The sequence below is a fragment of the Geothrix sp. genome, from assembly GCF_049292215.1.
GTDB lineage: Bacteria > Acidobacteriota > Holophagae > Holophagales > Holophagaceae > Geothrix.
The window spans coordinates 16,596-39,426 of record NZ_JBATQW010000044.1 but is presented as its reverse complement, the minus strand read 5'-3'; the positions used below and the strand labels follow the sequence as shown (position 1 = coordinate 39,426).

19 protein-coding genes and 1 tRNA gene are annotated in these 22,831 nt (G+C 68.1%); 6 read left to right on the top strand and 14 right to left on the bottom strand.

The genetic code is table 11. From position 1 onward, the window contains the following. Positions 1-4 precede the first annotated feature (4 nt). Positions 5-1,258 (bottom strand): response regulator, encoded by a 1,254-nt coding sequence (locus tag WAS25_RS07420; protein ID WP_422310882.1) that lies wholly within the window; start codon positions 1,256-1,258, stop codon positions 5-7. A gap of 85 nt (positions 1,259-1,343) precedes the next feature. Continuing rightward, positions 1,344-2,636 (bottom strand): hypothetical protein, encoded by a 1,293-nt coding sequence (locus WAS25_RS07415; protein ID WP_422310881.1) that lies wholly within the window; start codon positions 2,634-2,636, stop codon positions 1,344-1,346. Between the two features lie 56 nt (positions 2,637-2,692). On the opposite strand from WAS25_RS07415, the gene WAS25_RS07410 reads away from it, so the two are divergent. After that, positions 2,693-3,217 (top strand): class IV adenylate cyclase, encoded by a 525-nt coding sequence (locus WAS25_RS07410; protein ID WP_422310880.1) that lies wholly within the window; start codon positions 2,693-2,695, stop codon positions 3,215-3,217. On the opposite strand, the gene WAS25_RS07405 is transcribed toward WAS25_RS07410, so the two are convergent. Next, a complete protein-coding gene (locus WAS25_RS07405; RefSeq protein WP_422310879.1) occupies positions 3,214-4,368 on the bottom strand; it encodes a trans-sulfuration enzyme family protein in 1,155 nt (384 codons plus the stop codon). The two genes, WAS25_RS07410 and WAS25_RS07405, sit on opposite strands and share 4 nt — an antisense overlap. A gap of 85 nt (positions 4,369-4,453) precedes the next feature. Here WAS25_RS07405 and WAS25_RS07400 point away from each other — a divergent pair, with 85 nt between their 5' ends. Continuing rightward, on the top strand, positions 4,454-4,825 hold the full coding sequence (locus WAS25_RS07400) for a hypothetical protein (protein WP_422310878.1): 372 nt from the start codon (positions 4,454-4,456) through the stop codon (positions 4,823-4,825). On the opposite strand, the gene WAS25_RS07395 is transcribed toward WAS25_RS07400, so the two are convergent. From WAS25_RS07395 to WAS25_RS07355, 9 genes are all read right to left on the bottom strand, one after another. Continuing rightward, entirely contained in the window at positions 4,813-6,363 is a 1,551-nt protein-coding gene (locus tag WAS25_RS07395) for a protein kinase domain-containing protein (protein ID WP_422310877.1), read from the bottom strand. The two genes, WAS25_RS07400 and WAS25_RS07395, sit on opposite strands and share 13 nt — an antisense overlap. Positions 6,364-6,420: 57 nt before the next feature. After that, on the bottom strand, positions 6,421-7,767 hold the full coding sequence (locus WAS25_RS07390) for a serine/threonine protein kinase (RefSeq protein ID WP_422310876.1): 1,347 nt from the start codon (positions 7,765-7,767) through the stop codon (positions 6,421-6,423). 88 nt (positions 7,768-7,855) lie between these two features. Then, positions 7,856-9,859 carry an NAD-dependent DNA ligase LigA gene (gene ligA / locus WAS25_RS07385; RefSeq protein WP_422310875.1) on the bottom strand — a complete coding sequence of 668 codons (2,004 nt, stop codon included), beginning with the start codon at positions 9,857-9,859 and terminating at the stop codon, positions 7,856-7,858. A 13-nt stretch (positions 9,860-9,872) separates the two neighbouring features. Further along, positions 9,873-10,958, bottom strand: coding sequence for a rod shape-determining protein RodA (gene rodA, locus WAS25_RS07380; RefSeq protein WP_422310874.1), 1,086 nt, complete (start codon positions 10,956-10,958; stop codon positions 9,873-9,875). Beyond that, positions 10,955-12,847, bottom strand: coding sequence for a penicillin-binding protein 2 (gene mrdA, locus WAS25_RS07375; protein ID WP_422310873.1), 1,893 nt, complete (start codon positions 12,845-12,847; stop codon positions 10,955-10,957). The genes rodA and mrdA overlap by 4 nt, the downstream gene beginning before the upstream one ends. Before the next feature lie 3 nt (positions 12,848-12,850). Then, the gene (locus WAS25_RS07370) at positions 12,851-13,339 is read right to left on the bottom strand and encodes a hypothetical protein (RefSeq protein ID WP_422310872.1); all 489 of its coding nucleotides are present in this window, start codon (positions 13,337-13,339) and stop codon (positions 12,851-12,853) included. Continuing rightward, a complete protein-coding gene (gene mreC, locus WAS25_RS07365; RefSeq protein ID WP_422310871.1) occupies positions 13,336-14,226 on the bottom strand; it encodes a rod shape-determining protein MreC in 891 nt (296 codons plus the stop codon). The genes WAS25_RS07370 and mreC overlap by 4 nt, the downstream gene beginning before the upstream one ends. A 12-nt stretch (positions 14,227-14,238) precedes the next feature. Beyond that, entirely contained in the window at positions 14,239-15,282 is a 1,044-nt protein-coding gene (locus WAS25_RS07360) for a rod shape-determining protein (RefSeq protein WP_422310870.1), read from the bottom strand. A 243-nt stretch (positions 15,283-15,525) separates the two neighbouring features. Then, positions 15,526-15,819 carry a glutaredoxin family protein gene (locus tag WAS25_RS07355; protein ID WP_422310869.1) on the bottom strand — a complete coding sequence of 98 codons (294 nt, stop codon included), beginning with the start codon at positions 15,817-15,819 and terminating at the stop codon, positions 15,526-15,528. A gap of 55 nt (positions 15,820-15,874) precedes the next feature. Here WAS25_RS07355 and WAS25_RS07350 point away from each other — a divergent pair, with 55 nt between their 5' ends. Continuing rightward, positions 15,875-16,474, top strand: a complete 600-nt coding sequence (locus WAS25_RS07350) for a hypothetical protein (protein ID WP_422310868.1) — start codon at positions 15,875-15,877, stop codon at positions 16,472-16,474. A gap of 60 nt (positions 16,475-16,534) precedes the next feature. On the opposite strand, the gene WAS25_RS07345 is transcribed toward WAS25_RS07350, so the two are convergent. Together WAS25_RS07345 and WAS25_RS07340 are read right to left on the bottom strand one after the other, a co-directional pair. Then, positions 16,535-17,125 carry a hypothetical protein gene (locus WAS25_RS07345; protein ID WP_422310867.1) on the bottom strand — a complete coding sequence of 197 codons (591 nt, stop codon included), beginning with the start codon at positions 17,123-17,125 and terminating at the stop codon, positions 16,535-16,537. Positions 17,126-17,307: 182 nt separating this feature from the next. Next, positions 17,308-17,383 (bottom strand) — tRNA-Phe (locus WAS25_RS07340). Between the two features lie 105 nt (positions 17,384-17,488). Here WAS25_RS07340 and WAS25_RS07335 point away from each other — a divergent pair. The 3 genes from WAS25_RS07335 to WAS25_RS07325 all read left to right on the top strand — a co-directional run bounded on the left by WAS25_RS07335 (position 17,489) and on the right by WAS25_RS07325 (position 22,637). Continuing rightward, entirely contained in the window at positions 17,489-18,169 is a 681-nt protein-coding gene (locus WAS25_RS07335) for a hypothetical protein (RefSeq protein WP_422310866.1), read from the top strand. Between the two features lie 17 nt (positions 18,170-18,186). Continuing rightward, positions 18,187-19,491 (top strand): thymidine phosphorylase, encoded by a 1,305-nt coding sequence (locus WAS25_RS07330; RefSeq protein ID WP_422310865.1) that lies wholly within the window; start codon positions 18,187-18,189, stop codon positions 19,489-19,491. 254 nt (positions 19,492-19,745) lie between these two features. Beyond that, the gene (locus WAS25_RS07325; protein ID WP_422310864.1) at positions 19,746-22,637 is read left to right on the top strand and encodes a TonB-dependent receptor; all 2,892 of its coding nucleotides are present in this window, start codon (positions 19,746-19,748) and stop codon (positions 22,635-22,637) included. The last annotated feature ends 194 nt before the right edge of the window (positions 22,638-22,831 follow it).

Sequence of the window (22,831 nt, the reverse complement as noted above, 5' to 3'; positions counted from 1 at the left end):
GCGCCTATTGTTGCAATCTTCCCGCCAGATCCGGCATGACTTCCCAGGCGATCTCCCGTAGGACCTGGTCACCCATGCGGGCCACCACGGCCTTGACCAGGGCGTCCACCAGCACCGGGTCGGCTAGGAGGGCCTGCACCAGGGCCTGTGCCTGCTGGGAGGAGACGGCCGTTGCAGTCGCTGGGGGAACCTGCCCGGGAACGGCAGCGACCTGACCACCTGCGGCAGGCACCTCTGCCTCGACGGGCAGCACCGGGCCAAGATCTGGGATCACCAGCGCAGACTCCGGGACTTCGGGAGCCTGGGATTCCTGGTCCACCGGACCCGCTGCCAAGACAGGGCTGACCTCGCCGATCAGGGAGGCCGCATCCGGAAGGCCGGCGAAGGCGTCGTCCGGCTCCACCACGTCCACCGTGGGCTCGGGCTCAGGTTCCGGGAGCGCCAGCTGGAAATCAGCGGGAAGGGTCTCCAGTTCCTCGAGGCCGGAGAGGGTGACCAGCGCATCATCGTCATCTGCGAGCGCGCCTTCAGGATCGAAAACCGGGATGGCCGATTCGGACCGGGCCTCGTGGGCCGGAATCCGCTCAGGCGGAGCCTCGTCGGTCAGGTCCTGGAGGCTGTCAAGGTCCAGTTCCTCCAGATCCAGCTGGACATCCGGCAGGACGGTCATGGGCAGGACCGGCTCGGGTTCATCCGGCCAGAGGTCTTCGGCGGTCAGTACGAGCAGGTCGTCTTCGGGCTCGGGCGCAGGCAGGGCCGGCACATCGAGGTCGCTGGGAGGCTCCACCGGCTCCGGGCGCAGTTCGGGGAGGGCCTCCTCGGCCCGCCTCACCAGATCCCGGGCCGGCGTCGCCGGCACGGTGCTGAAGGGCGAGGGGCTCACCGAGACCGGTGTCGCCAGGAGGGCCTTCACCCGGTCGCCCAGTTCCCGCAGCTCGATGGGCTTCTTCAGGAATCCCTGAATGGGTGCCTTCGCCAGCTTGGCGGGATCCACGGGATCCAGTACGCCAGCCATCAGGGCGATGGGCATGCCCGCCGTGGCTTCCATGGCGCGTAGGCGCGTCAGCAGTGTCCAGCCGTCCATGCCGGGCATGGCAGTGTCCACCAGTGCCACATCGAAGCGCTCGCCCCGCTCCAAGCGGTCCAGGGCCTCTGCGGCGGAGTCCACGCAGATGAGCTCCACGTCCGTGGGAGCCAGGAGGGATTCGGCAATCCGGTGAATGCTGGGATTGTCGTCCACGAGGAGGAGACGCGGCATCGGAAACCTCGGGAAGCCGGGAGGAAGAGAGAGTGGCTGGGCACAACGCTACCAGAAATGTGCACTTCGATAGCAATGGTTCGCTTCAGCGCAGCAGCTTCCTGAGGATCCGGACCCGCTCGACCTCCACGAGGCGGATCATCAGGACCCTGTCGCCCACCCAGATCCAGGCCATGCCGAAGGGCTCCCGCAGCGCGATCTCCGGACCCCTCGGCAGCCAGCCCTTCACCGAGGCCCTGAGCCCCATTGCCGAGCGCCATTCGGCCCGGTAGGACTCGAACAGGGCCTGCCGCTGGCGCTCGGGCGGCAGGGCGCTCTCGTTCCAGCGCTGGTCCCACGCGTCGAAGGCGCCGTTCTCGCGCCAGGCCCAGGCCGCATCCCAGGCCGGCCAGGGCAGCGCATCCGAAGCCACCTCGGCCCAGTCGGCCTTGGCCAGAGAACTGCGCTTGCGGACCATCCCCTCGCCCGGAAGGGGCTCCACCAGGGCCATGCGCAAGGGCGGGTGGGCGTTCAGCACGCCAGGGCCCACAGCCAGCCGGCGCCAGCGCATCCCCTCCAGCCCCCAGAGCGTCCAGCCCTGCGCGCCGCCATGCCAGAGGCGATCTCCGCGGGGCATCCACACGCGGTCTCCCGCGCGCCAGGGGATCTCCACCCGCAGGCCCGGGAGGTCCTGGCCATCCTCGGATAGGGCCTGAATCTTGGTGGCAATGCCCTTCGGTGCCGAGGGCAGGTCCGGCTCATCCCAGGGCGCGAGGGTCGCCTCTCCAGGGTCCCCGTCCAGAGGGAGTGCGCTGAGCAGCAGCTTCGGCTCAGCTGGCTCGAAGAGACCGACGAGCACGGCTTTGCCATCCCAGCTGAACCGGCTCCAGGGGCCGGACTGCGCCGACCACAGCACGCGGCCCTCCGGCACTTCCAGCAGGCGGGTCTCGAAGCGGGCAGGGCCCATCTGCAGCGTGATCAGGAGGCGGTTGCCCTTGGCCGGATCCAACCGGGCCGAGCAGAGTGGGGCATCGAAGCGGTAGTGCCGCCACTCCAGCCCCCGCCACAGCACCACCTCGCTACGGCCCCCCGGGCCGTTCAGCGCGAGCCCCTGGTCCGCCAGGTAGGGGGAGGCCGGCTCCCAGGGCGTGCCGAAGCCACCCTCGAAGGGCCAGGCATCGGGCTGGTCCGGATCCTGCGCGCCCTGGAAGCGCGGCGCCCAGCCATCGATCAGACGGTACTCCGACTGGGTTTCATAGCCCCCCAGGTTCATGATCGCCGGCGCCTCCGCGGCCGCGACCCCCCCGGCGCTGACCGGACGCGGCGCCTGCACCACCGCGAAGAGCAGCAGCATGGCGGCGATGAAGAGGCTGGCGATGATGTACCGTTGGGGGATCACAAGGTTTCCGGTGCCTTTGCACCATCATGCCCCACCCGACGGGAGGCCGGTCCCAGATGAAGCACAAATCCGCCCTCGAGACCGAGCTGAAACTGCGCATCCCGGCCACGGGTCCCTACCGGTCCCTGCTGGAGGCCCTGGGCTTTCACGAAGTCCATCCGGCCCAGTCCGAGGTCAGCGTGCTCTGGGACCGGGACGACCAACTGCGGGCGACGGGCTCCGCCCTGCGCACGCGGTCCTACGCGGGCCAGTCACGGCTCACCTGGAAGGGGGCGAAGATTCCCGACGCGCTGCTGAAGATCAGGCCCGAGCAGGAGAGCGGCATCGAGAACCCTGAGGCCCTGGAAGCCATCCTCCGTGCCCTCGGATTCCAGCCCGTCATGGGCATGGAGAAGCTGCGCGCCGTGTGGGAGCGGACGGAGCTGGAGGCCTGTCTCGATGAGACGCCGTTCGGCTGCTACCTGGAGCTGGAGGGGGAGCCCCAGGCCATCCGCGTCGCCATGGAGGGCCTGGGCCTCGCCCCTGACCGCGCCGAGACGCGTAGCTATCCCGAGCTATACCAAGCGCACGGGCTGGGCTAGACCTTCAGCACCCGATCCAGATCGTCGATCAGGTCGCGGACGTCCTCCACACCCACGCTCAGGCGCAGCAGGTTGTCGTTGATGCCGAGGCGCTGGCGATCGGCCTCGGGCACGCTGCCGTGGGTCATGCTGGCGGGGTGGCAGACGAGGCTCTCCACGCCACCCAGGCTCTCCGCCAGCGCGAAGACCTTGAACGAGGACGCCATGCGGCGCGTGCGCTCCGCGTCGCCAGTGTCGAAGCTGACGATGCCGGAGAAGCCCTTCATCTGCTGCTTGGCCAGGGCGTGCTGAGGATGGGACTCCAGGCCGGGGTAATAGACGGCCTTCAGGTCCTTGCGCCCCTCCAGCCAGCGGGCGATGGTGAGCGCGCTGGCGTTGTGGCGCTCCATGCGCAGGTGCAGGGTCTTGGTGCCCCGCAGTATGAGCCAGGATTCCATGGGCGAGAGGATGCCGCCGGCAGCCTTCTGGTGGAAGCGCAGGCCCTCGGCGATGTCCTCGCGGTTGGTGATGGCGATGCCGCCGATGGAGTCACTGTGGCCATTGAGGTACTTCGTCGTGGAGTGGAAGACCAGGTCGGCGCCCAGCTCCAGGGGCCGCTGGTTGTAGGGCGTGGCGAAGGTGTTGTCCACGGCCAGCACCGCCTGACAGCCCATGACCGTCATCACCTGGCGCACACCGGGAATGTCCGTGAGGCCCAGCATGGGGTTGGTGGGCGTCTCCAGCATCACCAGCTTGGTGTTGGGCCGCAGAGAGGCCTTGAAGGCCGCCAAGTCGCCGGTGTCCACCTGCGTGTAGGTGAGGCCGAAGCGGGTCATCACCTTGTCCAGCAGCCGGAAGGTGCCGCCGTACACGTTGTCGCCCAGCACCACGTGGTCGCCGCTGGAGAGCTGCTCGAAGATGGCCTGCACCGCAGCCATGCCCGAGCCGAAGGCCATGCCGTGGGCGCCACCCTCGAGGGCCGCCAGGTTGGCCTCCACGGCGTCCCGGGTGGGGTTGCGAACTCGGGCGTAGTCGAAGCCTTTGTTGATGCCCAGCCCCTCCTGGATGTAGGTGCTGGTGAAGTACACGGGCGTCATGATGGCCCCGTTGGTGGGGTCCGGCGCCTGGCCGGCGTGGATGCAGAGCGTGTCGAAGCGGCCTTTGTGGTCCATGGCGCTATCCTTCCGTGATCGTCCAGTGTGATGGGGTGGGGCCATGAGGAAAAGGATTGCCTCTGTTTGGGTCCTGACGGCGCTCGTGGCTTGCCGATCCGACAACCCCGAGGCCCAGGTGCGGAAGGCCTTCGAGGCCTGCCGCGCGGCCGTGGAAGCCGGGGACGCCGCTGCAGCCACGGCGGTCCTCGACCCTGCGTTTCGCGGCCCTGAGGGCATGGACCGCGCCACCGCCCGGCTCTTCCTCATGGGCACCTTCCGGCGGGAGAAGGTCGGCGTGACCGTGGTCCGCAACGAGGTGGCCGTGCAGGGGAACGAGGCCATCCAGGACGTGGACCTGATCCTCAGCGGCCGCAGCGGCGGCCTGCTGCCCCAGGACGCCTCGCACCGCGGCTTCCGCCTGACCTGGCGGAAGGTCGAAGGGGCTTGGCTGTTGCGGGAGGTTCAGTCCCTCTGAACCCGCCTCGGCCAAGCCCCGGGCCCGGTCCGCATCGTGCCCAGCGGCATCTCGGCCGCCAGGGACTCCCGCACCTCCTGCGGCAGTCGCCGCTCCCGCCGCTCCTCCCGGAGCATGGCCTGGAAGGAGGAGAAGGCCAGCAGCTGGATCGGCTTCACGCCCTGCGCCTTGCCGGCGGCCAGGACGCCTGGCATCTCCTGGTAGCGGCCCAGACCATAGAGCGCCACGTTCTTGAGGGCGTAGGCCCGGGGATTCGTGGGCTGGTCCCGGAGCACCCGGTCGCACTGGGCGAGACTGCCCTGGGGCTGATCCACCATGCCCTTGGCCGCTTCATTTAGCAGGTCGGCCGCCTCCTGCTCCGACAGGCGCGCCGGGGCTTTCGGCGCTGGACCGGGCCGAGGGACTTCCTTCGGCACCGATCGCAGGTCGGCTGGGGGCCCGGGCTTGAGGGCCGATTTCGGGTCTGCTTTCGCAACCGCTTCGACCACGGGCCCGGGGGCGGCGGGCTCGATCCTGGGCGGCGCCGGCAGGGTGATGAGCCGCGAAGCCTTCGGCTGGTTCAGCCAGGCCCAGGCCCCGGCCCCTCCGGCCAGGAGGGTGGTGGCAATGGCGATCCAGGGCCACGGATTGTGGGGCTTCCGCCCGGTGGTGGCCACGACAGGGGGTGTCGCAGCCCTGGGCAGGGCCCGGGTGGGTTGAGTGCCGGGCAGGCCCGCCCAGGCGGGATCCATCGCCTCGCGCAGGGTGCGGGCCATGGCCTCCGCCGTCTGGAAGCGCTGGGCCGGATCCTTCGCCAGGGCCTTGGCCAGCAGCTGCCCCACCTGGGGGCTGAGGCCGCGCAGGTCCGAGGCTGTGAGGGGCGGCGGCTCCTCGTTCACCAGGCGGTAGAGGATGGTCGCGGTGGTATCCCCTTCGAAGGGGCGGCGCCCCGCCAGGGCCTCGTAGAGCATCACCCCCACGGCGAAGAGGTCGCTGCGCGGGTCCGGCGTGCCCGTTTTGATGTACTCCGGCGCCATGTAGCCGAAGGTACCGAGCAGGGTGCCCGTTCCGGTCATGTCAGAGCCCGCCACCCGGGCGATGCCGAAGTCCATCACCTTGGCGTGCAGACGGTCACCTTCGCGGCGCACGCGGATGTTGCTGGGCTTGATGTCGCGGTGCAGCACACCCTTCTGGTGGGCGTAGCCCAGGCCGTCACAGACCTGGGCCAGCACCTCCAGGGCCTCCACCGGAGCCAGCACGCGATCCCGCAGCATGGCCTCCAGGTCTACGCCGGGCACGAACTCCATGGCCAGATACAACACACCCTGGTCCTCGCCGAACTCATGGATGGTCACCAGGTTCGGGTGGTTCAGCGTCCCGGCCGCCCGGGCCTCGCGGGCGAAGCGCTCCCGCGCCTCGGCACCCTGGGCCGCTTCGCGGTGGATGGTCTTGAGGGCCACCTCGCGGCCGATCGCGGGGTCAAGCCCCAGGTAGACCTCCCCCATCGCGCCCTGTCCCAGACGCTTCAGGATCTCGAACCGGCCCAGCTTCTGGAGCATGTCTTCACCTAACCATGGGACCCAAGCCCTCCTTCTCGGTTGAGTCACGGGGAAGCTTCAGAGTCCGAGATACTCCATGAACTCGCCGTGCAGGTCCAGGGGCAGCCGGCACGTCTGCAGCTCCTCCATCACCACCTGGTTGCAGCGGGGGAGGGCCCGGAGTTCCGCCGAGGGGATGCCGCGATCCCGGGCCTGGCGCAGGGTCTGCATCACGGCATCCAGGCGGCCCAGGCGGTAGTGGGTGACCAGCAGCATGGCGTGGGCCTTGGCATTCCTCGGATCGATCTCCAGGGCCTGGAGGAGCTGGTGCTTGGTGGTCTCCAGCACGTCCTGGCGGACCTCCGCCCGGCCATAGGGGCCGGTGCCGGAAGGAGCCTGGGCTTCGCGCACGGTGCTGCGGGGCGCCGTCACCGGGCGGATGATGGAACCCGAGCCGGTGGTGCCGGCCGGCCTGGCCGGGCCTGACTGAGGGGCGGACCGCACCACGGACATGCCCCGGGGCGGTGTGGGCGGCGTGGGCCCGCGACCGGACACGAGGCCCTTGATCTTGAGGGCGACCGTGGGGCGCTCCTGCTCCCAGCGCCAGGACGTGTCCTTGGCTGCGCGCAGGACGGAGGCCAGGTCCTCCGCGGTCTGGAAGCGGTTGGCCGGGTCCTTAGCCAGGGCGTGGTGGAGGATGCCCTGCACATCGCGGCTGATGCCCTGGAAGGCCGTGGGCGGCAGCGGCGTGGGGTTTTCGTGAAGGAGGCGGTAGATCACCGAGCCGGGGCTGGGGCCATCGAAGGGCGGGATGCCCGCCAGGGACTCGTAGAGGATCACGCCCACGGCAAAGAGGTCGCTGCGGGAATCGGGCCGGCCGCTCTGCAGGTACTCCGGCGCCATGTAGTTCACGGTGCCGAAGACCGTGCCCTCGTCCGTGGTGTCCGTGTTGATGATCTTGGCCACGCCGAAGTCCAGCACCTTGGCCTGGAGGCTCTTGCCATCCCACACCACCCTGATGTTCGAGGGCTTGATATCCCGGTGCAGGATCTGGTGGCGGTGGGCCATGGCCAGGCCATCACAGACCTGGGCGAGTACCTCGAGGGTGTCCTTGGGGGAGAGCGTCCCGGCCCGGATCAGCGTGCCCAGGTCCTCGCCCTTCACCAGCTCCATGGCCAGATAGAGGACGCCCTGCTCTTCGCCCAGCTCATGGACGGTCACGATGTTCGGGTGGTTCAGCACGCCGGCGGCGCGGGCCTCCGTGGCGAAGCGCTCCCGGGCCTGGGGGCCCATGCCGGCCGCCGTATGGATGACCTTGATGGCCACCTCCCGGCCAATGATCGGATCCCGGCCCACATAAACCTCGCCCATGCTTCCCTGGGCCAGCAGCCGTACGATTTCGAACTTGCCAAGGCGCGTCAGCACGGAGGTTTCCGGACGATGGTTTCCCGATCATCGGACGGGGCAGACCCCCCGTCCAGGGCTTTTTCCCCGGTCCAGATTCCGCAGATCCTCAAGACTCCAGGGTCCGCAACCAGGCCTCGTCCCGCACGGGAATGCCTAGCGCCTCAGCCTTGGCCAGCTTGGAACCGGCCTTCTCTCCAGCCAGCAACAGCGTGGTCTTCGGCGACACGCTGCCCGTGACCTTGGCGCCCAGCCGCTTCAGCCAGACTTCGGCATCCTCCCGGGACAGGCTGGGCAGCGTGCCCGTGACCACCGCGACTTCGCCGGACAGCGGCAGCCCCGACAGGTCCCGAAGTGCGGGTGGCGCAGGCTGCACACCCAGGTCCGCGAGGCGCGCGGGCAGCTCCGGGTGCAGCGCCACGAAGGCGCGCAGGGCGGCCGCCACTTTGGGTCCCACCTCCTCCACGGCCTGCAGGCGCAGGTCGTCCGCTGTCCACAGGGCCTCCAGGGACGGGTAGGCCTCGGCCAGCAGCTCGGCGGTGCGCGCTCCCACCATGGGAATGCCCAGGGCATGGATCCACCGGTCCAGGGGCTTCATCCGGGCTTCGTCCAGGCCCTGCAGCAGGTTCTGGGCTGACTTCTCGGCCATGCGGTCCAAGCCAGAGAGGTAGGCCAGCCCAAGCAGGGGCTCCTGCAGCAGGCTGAACAGTTCCCAAGGCTGCTCGAATCGCCTCGACGCCACCACCTGCTCCACCAGGGCCTCACCCAGGCCCTCGATGTCCAGGGCGGAGCGGCCGCCGAAATGCAGCAGGCGCGCCGCCAGCTTGGCGGGGCACTCGGGATTGAGGCAGCGGATGGCCACTTCCGCGTCATCCGTCTTGCCGACCTCGCCAGCGCACTCGGGGCATGCGGTGGGGATCACCGCCGCCGGCAGGTCGCGGGCCTCCTCTCCCGGCACCAGGGCCACCACCTTGGGGATCACCTCCCCGCCCTTCTCGATGAAGACGCGGTGACCGACCTTCAGACCCAGGCGTGCCAGCTCGTCGGCGTTGTGCAGGGTAGCCCGGCGCACGGTGGAGCCGGCCACCTCGACGGCCTCCAGTTCCGCCACCGGCGTGAGCTTGCCGCTGCGTCCCACCTGCCAGGTGATGCCCAGCACCGTGGTGGTCACCTGGGTGGCGGGGAACTTGAAGGCGGTGGCCCAGCGTGGCACGCGGTCCGTGGCGCCGAGTCGCTGCTGCAGCACGGGATCGAGCACCTTCAGTACCACGCCATCCGTGTCGAAGGGCAGCCGGAGCCGGGCCTCGGCCTGCTCCGCGATGAACGCCAGCACGCCCATCAGGTCGCCCTCGGCATGAGCGGGCATCACGCCGAATCCCCAGGCGCCGAGCAGGGCCATGGACTGGGCATGGTCCGCACCCGCGCCCTCGGACCAGAGGGCCTGCCAGGGGAGGAAGGACAGGCCGCGCGCGGCGACTTCGCGGCTGTCCAGCAGCTTCATGGTGCCGCTGGCGGCGTTGCGGGGATTGGCGAAGCGCGCCTCGCCGCGGGCGTCCCGCTGGCGGTTCAGCTCCTCCCAGCGCTTGCGGGACAGGAAGACCTCGCCCCGCACCTCCAGCCGTTCCGGTGCCGCCGGGGGGAGCCGGAGCGGAATGTCCGCGATGGTCCGTGCGTTCTCGGTGACCTGCTCGCCGGTCTCGCCGTCACCCCGGGTGAGGGCCTCCACCAGTTCGCGTCCTTCGTAGCGCAGCGAGAGGGAGAGCCCGTCCACCTTGAGCTCTGCCGCGTAGCGCGGACTGGCCTCCGGCGCGAGCTTGCACCACTTCGCTTCCCATTCGCGCAGCTCGGCCTCTGAGTAGGCGTTGTCGAGGCTGAGCATGGGTGTGGCGTGGCGCCGCTTCTCAAAGGCATCCACCGGCGGCGCGCCCACCCTCCGGGTTGGACTGTTCGCGTCGGCAAGGTCGGGATGTTCCGTCTCCAGGCCGCGCAGCTCCCGTTCCAGTGCATCGTACTCGGCGTCGGACACCGTGGGCTGGTCCAGCACGTAGTAGCGCTGTCGGTGCATGCGCACCTGGTCCGCCAGGTCCTTCATCCGCTGCCGCAGGTCGGTCATGCCACCCTCGCCCTCATTTCACCCTGGCCCGGTGGAGCACGCCCATGATGAGGCCCAGGGCCAGGAAGAAGCTCAGGGTACTGCTGCCGCCCGCGCTGAAGAAGGGCAGCACCATGCCCTTGTTGGGCAGGGCCCCCGCCACCATGCCCACGTTCACCAGCAGGTGCAGGGAGAAGATGCCGGCGGCCCCGGCGCAGAAGTAGGCCTCGGCGTAGGTGTGGGCCTCACGGGCCGCGTCCAGGATGCGGCTCAGCAGCAGGCCGAACAGACCGAGGGCCAGCAGTACGCCCACGAAGCCCCGCTCCTCCGCCCACACGCTGAAGGCGAAGTCCGTGGTCTTCACGGGGAGGAAGTTCAGCTGGGTCTGGGAGCCGCTGGTGAAACCCTTGCCGATGAGCCCGCCGGAGCCGATGGCGATGCGGCTTTGGTTCACCTGGTAGCCCTTCCCCTGCAGATCGGCCGAAGGATCCAGGAAGATCAGGACCCTCTGCTTCTGGTAGGGCTTCAGCACGACCTTCCAGGCGCCGAAGCCACCGAGGCCCGCCAGGAGCATGAGCGCCACCACCCAGCGGGCGCGCAGCCCCTTCATCAGGGGGATGAGCAACAGGATCGGCAGGAAACTGAGGGCCATGCCGAGGTCGGGCTGGCGCTGGATGAGCAGCATGGGAAACACCACCAGCCCCACGGCCCCGAGGAGCTCGAGCCGGCCGACGCTGTCGGCGCTCTTGGAGCCCAGGCGGTGGGAGACATAGAGCAGGGTCACCCACTTCATCAGTTCCGAAGGCTGGAAGGTCTGCCCGGCAATCACGAACCAGCGGGTGGCCCCACCGATCTTCTTGCCAATCACCAGCACCGCGGCTAGGGCCACGAGACCCAACAGGTACGAGGGGAAGCTGTAGCGGAAGAGGCGCCGGGGATCCACCGTGGCCAGCAGCAGCATCAGGGACAGGCCGATCAGGTTCCAGAGGCTCTGCTTGAGCCAGATGGACGCCGCGGGCGTGTTGCGGCCGGCCGAATAGAGCGTCAGGGTGCCCAGCGCGATGAGGGCCAGAATCACCCACAGCAGGCGCGAGTCCAGGGCGCGGAACCGTTCCCTCATTCCGCGACCTCCGGCCCCTGGGGGGCGAAGGGATCCACCATCCGGCCCCGGGGCGGGGGCAGGGGATTGGCGAGCCGGTCCAGGCACCAGTACTTCACCAGCTTGGCCGCGATGGGTGCGGCGGCGGTGGAGCCGAACCCCGCGTTCTCCACCACCACGGCGAAGGCGATCTGGGGATGCTCGCGGGGCGCGTAGCCCGCGAAGAGGGCGTGGTCCTTGAGCTTCTTGGCCTGGCGAGCGTAGTGGGCCTTGTCCACGAAGGTGGCCACCTGCGCGGTGCCGGTCTTGCCCGAGAAGGGGACGAGGCTGGCGATCTCGCGGATGAAGGGATTGGCTCCCGCCGTGCCGCTCCGCACCACTTCGGCGAGGCCTTCGTCCAGAGTCGCCCAGTGCTTCGGATCGAGCGGCGTGTCTTTAAAGGCAGGGGTCGGTGCGAGTTGCAGCTCGTTGCTCTGGTCATCCCGGAAGCCGTAGAAGAGGTGGGGCGTGATCAGCTTTCCCTTGGTGGCCAGCAGGGCGTAGAAGCGGGCGAGGCCCAGGGGCGTCACGCCCACTGCGCCCTGGCCGATGCCCACGCTGATGGTCTCGCCGGCGTACCACTTGGGATCCTTCGGCGCGGCCTTTCGCTTCCAGGCCCGGCTGGGAATGCGGGTGCGCTTCTCCTGGGGCAGGTCGATGCCGGTGCGCTCGGTGAGGCCGTACTTCTCCGCCGTGGCGTGGATGTCGTCCACGTCCATGCGCGAAGCCAGGTCGTAGAAGTACACGTCGCAGCTCTGGGCGATGGCCTGCACCATGGCGAGGGTGCCGTGGCCCGTGGGCTTGTCGCAGCGGAAGTCCCGGCCGTAGTAGTTCTTCTTGCCCGCGCAGTAGATGGCCGTCTGGGGCGTGGCGATACCCTTCTCCAGGGCCGCGAGGGCCACCAGCAGCTTGAAGGTGGAGCCCGGCGCGTAGATGCCCTGGATGGGCCGGTTCACCATAGGCCGGGTGAGGTCATTGGCCAGGTAGCGGTCCACCATGTCCTGGCTGAGCCGGTTCAGGAACAGGTTCGGGTCGTACGAGGGGCTGGAATACATCGCCAGCACGCCGCCATCCCGAAGGTCCAGCACCACCACGGCCCCGGACTCCTCGCCCATGGCGTCCTGGGCGATCTTCTGCATGCCCGCGTCGAGGGTCAGGAAGAGGCTGCGGCCGGCCGTGGCGTCCTCCTGCCCGAAGTTGGCAACCTCTGTGCCCAGCTGGTCCACCAGGATGCGCTTCTGGCCGTCCAGGCCCTTCAACTTGTCGTTGCCGCTGGCCTCGAAGCCCTCCTTGCCGATGGTCTCGCCGAGCCGGTAGAGGTCGGGCTTGGCCTTCATCAGCGGCTCGTCCACCTCCCCTACGTAGCCGAGCACATGGCCCGCCAGCTCATCCCCGAGGTAGACCCGCCGGGGCGCCACCTCCACGCCCAGGAAGGGGAAGCGGGCGCGGATGCGCTCGGCGATGGCGATGCCCGCTTCGTCGAGGTTCTCCTTGAGCACCAGGGGCCGTCCCTTGCCCGCCAGGCGGTAGCTCTGGATCTTCCGGGTCAGGGCGGCCGGGTCCACCTGCAGCGCCGCAGCGAGCGAAGCCACCACCTCGGGCCGTGTGGGCAGGTCCTCCCGCTGGATGACCAGGTGCAGGGCCCGTCGGTTGTCCACCAGGCGGTGCCCGTTGCGATCCAGCACCAGGCCCCGCGGCGCAGGAATGGGGCGGATCTTCACCGCCTGCTGCAGGGCCAGCTGCTTGAACTCCCAGTAGCGGACCAACTGCAGCCACGCGTAGATGAGGACCAGGAAGGCCACCAGGCCCCAGGTCATCACCTTGAAGGCCCCGAGCCTTCGGCGCAGAAGGGGGCGTTGCCGGGGATCCATGGCTCAGCGCCGCCCGGACCCTGCGCCCGCATGGAGCAGGCGCCAGGCCAGCCAGCCCCAGAGCGGCACGGTCAGGAGGGCCCAGAACCAGCCCCAGCCCCACGGATGCGCGGTGGTGGCGAGGCGCACAGCCCCATGCACCAGGAGGGCGTGGAGCAGGCTCAGCGCGGCGAGGCGAGCCAGCCAGCCCTTCAGGCCTTCCAGCGGCCAGCGTCCGGCCATCCAGCCGGCCACCAGGGCCAGCGTCAGGTCCGCCCAGGCCGTCCCCCCGAAGTGGGGGTAGAGGCGCAGTGAGCCCTCCAGGATCCAGCCCGCCGCCAGGGCCCACAGGGCGCCGAACAGTGGGGCTCCGGCCCGCGGGGCCAGCGCCAGCACCAGGGCGACATGAAAGACGGACTGGAGGCCCGGGAACGGTGCGCTGAGCGCCATGAGGCCCAATGCGGCGGCACAGAGCAGGTTCTGGCGTGTGAGGGTGGGCGGGGCGAGCCTCATGGTGCCCCCCGCTTCCGCGGCTGGGGTTTCGTCTCCGGCGCCACGAAGGGCGGCTGCACCTCCAGGGGCGGCTGGGGAGGCAGCACCAGGACCGCATTCACCCGGTCGAGGGGCGCCGAGAGGTTGACGATCAGCCGCAACTCAAGATCGCCCTTGGCCACCTCGGCCACGTAGCCCACGAGCAGGCCCCGGGGGAAGACCCGGTCCAGACCGCTGGTTAGGACCGCCTCGCCCGGCTGCACGACCTCCTGGTTGCTCACGTAGCGGATCAGCGCACGCCCTGAGCCCAGGCCCTGGAGCACGCCCGTGGCCCGGCTGCGCATGAGCATGACGGCCACCGAGGCGTTGGGGGCGTCCGCGGGCAGCACCTTCGACTGGGTGGCGCCGACGGACCAGAGCCGGCCCACGATGCCCTCCGGCACCAGGACGCCCTGGTCCGGCTCCAGTCCCAGGTCCTGCCCCCGGTCCAGGATCAGGCCGCCGAAGGTGGCCGGGCGCGTCGCGAAGAGCACCCGGGCCGACTTCAGCGCCAGGGGGATCTGCTGTTTCAGGCCGAGCATTCGCACGGCTTCATCCGCTTCGGCCAGGCGCGGGGCCTGCTGGGCCTGCTGGGTGTGGAGCTGGGCCAGTTCGGCCCCCAGCCGCGCGTTCTCGGCGCGGAGCTCGGCCAGGCTGCGGCCGGAATCCCGGCGGGCAGCCCGCCAGCCCTCCCACCGGGCGGCGATGGCCTGGGTAGGACGCGAGAGCACATCCAGAACGGCGGTCCAGTGGCGGGCGGGATCCGGTCCCAGCAGCACCCAGGTGCCATGGCCCAGCCAGAGGAGGACCAGAGCCAGGCGCTGCAACCCCGCGCGGCTCCAACTCCACTTGGCTGCGCGGACGACCATGCGTCCTCCCGGCTAGTCGAGGATCTGGATGCGGCGCAGGAGCGGGATGTTCTCCAGCAGCAAGGCGGTGCCCCGCACCACGGCGGTCTGGGGATCCTCCGCCCGGAAGACCGGTAGGTGGGTCTCCTTGCGCAGGCGCTCGTCCAGGCCCTGGATGAGCGAGCCGCCGCCCGTCAGGCAGATGCCCCGGTCGATGAGGTCCGCCGCCAGCTGGGGCGGGGTCTCGTTGAGGGCCTTGCGCACCAGGTCGATGATGGCGCCGATGGGCTCGGTCAGGGCCTCGCGGATCTCGGCGTCGTTAAGGGTGAGGGTCTTGGGCAGGCCCTCGAACTGGTCCCGGCCGCTCACTTCCATGGTGCGGGTCAGCTCGGAGGGGAAGGCCGATCCCAGCGTCCACTTCACCTCCTCGGCGGAGGCCTCGGAGATGAGCACATTGTACTTCTCGCGGATGTACTTGACCACCGCCTCGTCCATCTCGTCGCCGGCGATCAGGATGGAGTCGGAGAACACCTTGCCGTTGTAGCTGATGACGGCCACGTCCGTGGTGCCGCCGCCGATGTCCACGATCATGCAGCCGCGCTTCTCGTTGATGGCGAGGCCCGCGCCGATGGCGGCCACCATGGTCTGGTCCACCAGGAACACCTCGCCGGCCTTGGCGTCGTAGCAGACCTGCTTTACGGCGCGGCGGGCCACCTGGTGGGCCCGGGGCGGCACGCTCACCACGATGCGGGTGCGGGCGATGCCGCGGTTGGGGCGGGCCTTCAGAATGAACGCGGCCAGCATCTTCTCGGCGGCATCCACCTCGAAGATCATGCCGTCCTTCATGGGCCGGATGGTGCGCACGCCCTGGGGGGCGCGCCCCAGCAGCTGCTTGGCCTCGTCGCCCACCGCCTCCACCTCGTGGGTGAGCGTGTTCACCGCCACGATGGAGGGTTCGTAGATGACGATGCGCCCGGCCTGCTTGGTGTGGATCAGGGTCGAGGCCGTGCCGAGATCGATGGCCAGGTCGGAATTGAACAAATTGGACCAGAACTGGCTGGAGAAAATGCTGGCCACAGAGGACTCCCGGAGAACCTCCTAGTGTGCCACGCGCAGACCAGACCGACCACCTCCCGACCAAGTGGGTCGCGGAACAGAGCCCGGGGGGCTCTGTGAAGCGGGGCCCCACTGGGAGGGAATCACCACCAAGTGGGTCGCGGAACAGACCGCGGGGCACCCTGTGGAGCGGGGCCTCACAAGGAGGGAATCACGCCGGGCGGGACAGAACGTTTCCTGCATCAGGCGCGTGTCCGGGGCGGGTTACTTCCCCGCCGCCAGCAGCTCCTCCACCAGCAGGTCCCCATCCAGCCTCTGTGGCAGCTCCTTGTGGTAGCCCCGGACCCAGCGCCCCCCGTTCACTAGCACGAAGGGGATGGCCCGCTTCCCGGTCTCCGCCTCGAGCTTCTCGGCGGCCCCGGGCACGGTCTCGATGTCCACCTTGGTGTGGACCACGCGGTGCTCGGCCAGCCAGGCCTCCAGGCGGCGGCAGTCCGGGCACCAGGTGGCGCTGTAGACGGCCAATTCCAGGCCTTCAAGGTCGCTAATTCGGCTCATGGAACCCTCCCGGACCTGTCATTCTGGATCCTTTGATGCCTTCCCCGGAGCTTTCATGTTCAAGACGCCCTTTCGCACCGTCCTGATCGCAGGTTCGGCCCTGGTCCTGTCCCTGGCCTGCAAGCCCGGCAAGCCCGACACGAGCCGCGTCATCGCGAATGTCGGCGGCGAGAAGATTACCGAGGCCGAGTTCCAGGATGTGGTGAAGACCCTCTCCCCGGATCCCAAGGAGGCCCAGGCCTTCCTTACCGATCCGGCCGCCCGGGACGAACGGGCCAACCTCGCCAGCCGCCTCGCCATGTCCCGGGCCATCACCGCCTATGCGAAGCAGACGGGACTGGACCAGGATCAAAGCGTCAAACGGCAGCTCGAGCAGCAGCAGGCCAACGTGTTCTTCCAGGCGCTGGCGAAGCGGCGCTCGACCACCGCCGAGCCCACGGACGAGCAGCTGCGCGCTTTCTACAATGAACAGGTCGAGCGAATGAAGGCCGCCGGCCAGGCCCAGGGGATCCCCGCCTTCGAGGTGGTCAAGGCCCAGGTGGCCCAGGGCTACAAGCAGAAGCGCATGGCCGACATCAGCGCGGAGATCCAGAAGGAGATCAAGGCCAAGGTCCCCGTCACCCTGGCCGACGACTACCGGCCTGCGGGCGAGTAGATTCCCTCAGGGACGCAAACGGCCCCCGCGAGGGGGCCGTTTCATGTCAACCCAGGCGGGTCAGGGCTTCTCGAGCACGTCTACAAGCTTCAGGAGGTCCTTGAGGGCCTTCTTCGCCCCGCCTGGCTGCTGCTTCTGCTGGCTCTCCTGGAGCCGCTTCAGGGATTCCTGGACCGACATGACCGCCAGCGTGTGGCTCCCCTTGTCCCCGTCGATGACAGGCTGGAAGGCTCCGGCCACGCCAGGTAGGGGATTGAGCTGGCCTGAATCCACGAGGCACCAGGCCAGCATAGCCGTCCGGTGCGCGTGCCGCAGCTCCTGCTGGCGGGACTTGCCCTGGAGCCGACTCAGAGCCTTGGAGACCCCCAGGGCGCCCACCGCTTGCTCCCTGGGGGTCATCTTGGCCATGGCCTTGACCTGCCGGTCGATGGCGACGGCCTCGGCCTCCCCAAGGGCCTTAAGCAGATCTGGCCGCGCCTGCTCCCAGCCCGCCTTGCCCGTGGCCACCAGGCCGGCCATCGCGCCACGCTTCCCCTCGATGAAGGCCTCCGTGATGGCCTCGAACAGGCCCTGGACCCGGTCCACAGGCTTGACGGTCGGCGCGGGGGCCTGGACCACCAGGGCAGGCAGGGCGAGCAAGAGCAGGGGCATGGGAACTCCATCGCAACGAAGCACCAGCTTAAACCAGCCTCGAGGGCGGCCGCCGAAGCCCACGGCAGGGTGTGACCTTGATCCCGTCGGCCTGGAGTCGGAATCTTCGGCTCCAGGCAGCGGAGCCTCGACTCCGATCCCGTCTCACCATGTTTAAGGCCCCCAACCGGGGGCCTTAAACATGGTGCCTGGAGACGGAATCGAACCGCCGACACATGGATTTTCAATCCATTGCTCTACCAACTGAGCTACCCAGGCACGAACGAACATCCTAGCAGGCGGGGGCGCATTTTCAAGTGCCGGAAAGGCGGGGATTGGTGCATCCTCAAGGGTCCGAGTGATGGTTCATCGAAGAGGTTCGTCATGGCCCGCCCCAGCAACAGCCGAGAGATCCAGGTCCAGAAGCCCGCGCAGAGCCTGGCCCATTTCCAGACCAAGGTCGCCCAGGGGCAGGAAGAGGACGGGGGACTGCTGAAGCCCATCCTCATCGGCGTGGTTTCACTGGTGGCCCTGGGTGTCCTCTACGGGGGCTGGAACGCCTGGCGCAGCTCGGCCGCCGAGAAGCATGAAGCTGCCCTCTCCGCCCTCCAGATGGAAGTGGAAGGCGATGGCCTGGTGCCCCTGCCCGCTCCCGAAGTGGAAAAGCGGATGCGGGAGCGCCTGGGCCGCCTCGAGGCCCTGGTGAACAGCGCCCCCTCCTCCCGGAAGGCCGCCACGGCGGGCCTTCTGGGCACCTGGCGCCTAGCCCTCGACGGCAAGGGCCAGCCCTCCGTGAAGCCCGCGGACGCCTGGGGCCAGCTCCGCCTCGCCCAGCGCGCCATCGCCCTGGGCAAGCTCCAGGAGGCCCGCACCCAGCTGGATCCCCTGCGCGCCCAGGCCACTCCGGGTGAACCTTGGGCCGAGGCGTTCTGGGCCGCCCAGCTCGATGCCGACCGCCTCGCCGGGGACCGCGCGCAGGCGCTGAAGGATCTGGCCGACTACAAGGCCCGCTTCAAGGGCCGGGGCGATGCCTCTGCCCTGGAGAACCTGGTCCAGAGCATCTGAGTCCGAGGAGTCATCCCATGCGGATGTACGACCTGATCTACACCAAGAAGCTGGGCGGGGCCCTATCGGCCGAGCAGATCGCCTTCTGGGTGGCGGGCGCCGCCGACGGCAGCATCCCCGACGAACAGAGCGCCTCGCTGCTCATGGCCATCTGCTGGCGCGGCATGGACACCGCCGAGACCCTGGCCCTCACCCTGGCCATGCGGGACTCCGGCAAGCGCCTCGACCTGTCCTCGGTGCCCGGCCTCAAGGTCGACAAACACAGCACGGGCGGCGTGGGCGACAAGACCACCCTGATCCTTGGCCCCATCGTGGCCGCCTGCGGCGTGCCCTGCCCCATGTTCAGCGGCCGGGGCCTGGGCCATACCGGCGGCACCGTGGACAAGTTCGCCGCCATCCCCGGCCTGAAGGTCGAGCTCAGCGAGGCCGAGTTCCTGCGGAGTCTGGCCGAGACGGGGTTCGCGAACTCTGCCCAGACCGCCGACATCGCCCCAGCGGACAAGAAGCTCTACGCCCTGCGGGACATCACGGCCACCGTGGAGAGCATCCCCCTCATCACCGCCAGCATCATGTCCAAGAAGCTGGCCGGCGGCGCCGATGCCCTGGTGCTGGATGTGAAGTGCGGACCCACGGCCTTCATGAAGACCTTGGAGGACGCCACCACCCTGGCCCAGAGCATGGTCAACGTGGGCACCGCCCACGGCATGCAGATCCGGGCCCTGATCACCCGCATGGACGCCCCCCTGGGCTGGGCCATCGGCAATGCCCTCGAGGTCATGGAATCCGTCGAGATCCTCCGCGGCGAGCACGGCGACTCCGAGCTGGCCCAGATGAGCTTCCGCCTCGCCGCCGAGATGCTGATCATGGGCGGCGCCGCGAACACCCTGCCCGAGGCCCAGACCAAGGTCCAGACCGTCATCCGGGATGGCTCCGCCCTGGCGACCCTCCGGCGCTTCGTGGCCCTCAACGGCGGCGACGCCGGGGCCCTCGACGACTTCAGCCGGCTGCCCCAGCCGGGTCAGGTGGTGGAGGTGCGGGCGGCACAGGATGGTTACATCACCGCCATTGACGGTCGCGCCCTGGGCATCCTGGCCATGGACCTCGGGGCAGGCCGCCGGGACCGGATGGACATCCTGGACCTGGGCGTGGGCATCCGGGTCCTCGCCCGGATGGGTCAGAAGGTGGGCAAGGGTGACCTGTTGTTCCAGGTGCTGGCCAAGGCCAACCACAAGGTGGTGCCGGATTTATACTTGGCAACCATGGATATTGAAGCAACCCAACCGCATACAAAGCCCTGGCTGCTGGCCTCGATTGGTTGCTGAGGGGACGGGGCCGGAGGGGACCGGTGCCGTCTCCGGTCACATGGTTCCCATAATTCTTCTGGTCTGACCAGATTCCCTTGTGGGATCTGGTAAAGTTACTCTCCTGTCTCCTAGATCTTTTTCACCGTCTTCAATCCTGTCATCAGCAGCCACACCCTTTCACGGCGGTGGTCCTGTGCCACCCCCGGATTGAGGATCTGTTTTTTTCCCTCGGGACCCCCCCAACCACAAGTCCCGACTTTCTGGAGGATGCTATGCATCTCTTGAACAACCGCCTGGGCCGCATCACGGCCCTCATCGCCCTGGGCGGGGCAGCTCTGTATTCGCAGGGCACGCAGACCGCGAACATCACCGGCAACGTCGTGGACGCCGCTGGCGCCCCCTTGGCCGGCGTGGTCGTCCGCCTCACCTCGCCCTCCCTGCAGGGCGTGCGCACCTACACCACGGATGCCACGGGCAAGTTCGTCGCCCGCCTGCTGCCTCCCGGCTTCTACACCATCCAGTACACCAAGGATGGCCTCGAGACCCGCAAGGTGACCGAGCAACTCGGCATCGACCAGACCTTCAGCCCCCGCGTCACCCTCACCAAGCTGGGTGCGGCCGTGGTTGAAGTCGTCGCCTCCGCCCCCGCCGTGGACAAGACCGACGTCAAGACCGCCACCAACTACCGCAATGACACCGTCGACCTGCTGCCCAACGCCCGCACGATGGAAGGCGTCGCCCTCCTCACCCCCGGCGTCACCGCCGGCGTGGGCGGTCGCGTGCAGATCCGCGGCGCCATGACCTCCGGCAACCTCTACCTGCTGGACGGCCAGAACATCGCCGACAACGCCTACAACAACCGTGGCGTCCGCACGATCGATGAGGCGATTGAAGAGACCCAGGTTGTCACCGGCGCCATGTCCGCTGAATACGGCGATGTGGAAGGCGGCGTCATCAACTCCATCACCCGCTCCGGCAGCAACGAGTTCGGTGGTTCCCTGCGCTGGGAACTCTCGGATCCCGCCTGGAACGCCACCCAGCCCTACCAGAGCCGGACCGCCATCAACAACGTGATGAACGAGGAGAAGACCCTCTTCCTCAGCGGCCCCATCATCAAGGACAAGCTCTGGTTCACGGCCTCCTACTGGAAGACCGACCGTTCAACCAATCAGGTCATCGGCGCCAACATCACGGACGCATTTGGCGTCGGTGGCGTTGCCAACGGCCCTGAAGGTCTCGGCGCCGGCTACGTCGCCCGCACCAAGGAAATCCGCCGTCAGGCCAAGCTGACCTGGGCTGTCAACCAGGACCACACGGTCATCGCCTCCTTCCTGAACGCCCGCATCGATGACACCAACCGGAACTACTCCGCTGGTGAACTCCTCTCCCTGGTGCCGCAGATCAGCACCTCCGAGTTCGCGAACATCTCCTGGCGCGCCGCCTGGGGCAGCAACTTCACCACCGATACCCGCATCGGGCGCAAGAAGCAGAACCTCTCCGCCGGCGGCGCTGCCAACGGCCAGAGCCCCTTCTACCTGGTGGATAACGGCTTCTTCTACAACAACGGCATCTTCAACAACACCGATGGCGGCGACCAGCGCGACAACCGGACGCTGAACTTCAAGGCCAGCCTCTTCTGGAATGGCGCTGGCAGCCACCAGACCGACTTCGGCTTCGATTACTACGAGGGCACCCGTCAGGCCAAGAATGAGCAGACCCCCACGGGCTACATCATCGAGGTCATCGGCATGAATCTGCCGAACCGCACCGCCTACGGTTCCGCCATCTGGATCTACCAGAGCGGCACCGGTTCCGCCACCAACCGCTCGTATGGCCTCTATGCCAACGACAAGTGGACCGTCGACCAGCACTGGAACTTCCAGTTCGGCGTGCGCTTCGACAAGTACGAGGCTCAGAATGAGGGCGGCACCAAGACCGCCGGCGCCAACGGCATTTCTCCCCGCATCGGCACCAAGTACGACCTGTTCGGCGACAGCAAGCACATCTTCGGTGCCAGCTTCGCCCGCTACAACGCCAAGGTGCTCGAGGGCATCACGAACTCCGTGACCAGCCAGGGCAACCCCACCGAGATCGACTACCTCTACAACGGCGCCGTTGATGGTTTCGGCCGGGTGACCTTCGCCCAGTTGCAGAACCTTGCGAACTATGACATCAGCCCTGCGGGCATCGTCTACTACAACGATCCTAAGCTGAACGTCGTTCTCTCCGACAAGCTGAAGGCCCCCACCGTCGACGAGATCCAGGTGAACTACGCCTATAGCTTTAACTGGGCTGGCATCGGCGATGGCTTTGTCAAGGTCACTGCGGTCTCCAAGAAGTGGAAGAACCTCATCGACTACAGCGTCGGCAACAACGGCACGGTCCCCGATCCCACTGGAACTCCGATTTACCTCAATGTCTGGGACAACAACCCCGAAGCCAAGCGCGAATACAAGGGCCTGGAACTCGAGGGCGTGTTCAACCGCAACCAGTGGAACTTCGGCGGCAATGTCGCCTGGAGCAGCCTGAAGGGCAACTACGAGGGTGAGGGCACCAGCAGCCCCGCTCGCGGCGAAGGCATCCACCGCTTCGACGTACAGGACGGCGTGACCCTCTACAACAACCAGGACACGGCCCCCTACGGCTACCTGGTCGGTCACCAGCCCATCCGCATCCGCCTGACCGGCAACCGCACCAGCAACAACGCGTTCGGCAAGACCTCAATGGGTCTCGTCTACCGCTTCGATTCCGGCGCCCACTACAGCAACGCCCGTAGCATCAGCCGCGCTCGCCTGGGCGGTCCCACCATTTCTGGGCAGTTCGGCACCACGGGCACGCAGTACCTGGATCAGACTCGCGGCGCTGGCGTGTTTAACGCCGGTGCCTACCTCGATCTGGCCGTCACCCACGACTTCCCGCTCTTCAAGGTGGCGGCCAAGGATGTGACTGCGTTCGCCAAGGTCGTCATCGGCAACGTCTTCAACCACCAGCAGCAGATCACCTTCGGAACCGCCTACGCCGCTGCCACTGGCACCTACGGCACCCCCACCGGTGGTGTGAATTCCCCCTGGGTTCGTTCCAGCAGTTTCGGCACGAACCTCAATTCCAACTCCACCTTTGGTGCTGCCCGCACCATCGCTGTCTCCACCGGCTTCCGCTTCTAAGCGACCCCGGTACCACCCGAAACGAGGCCCGCGAGGGCCTCGTTTTTTTATGTCTGGCCAGAACATAGGCCAGTGCAAAACGATGCGACGGTCATCTTATTGCCTCATGTAGTGAGGTTATCTCCTGGCACTTGGCGAAAAAATTTGTGTAACCCGGGGAACCTGCCCTATGCTTTCGACACTCCCCCTGATCT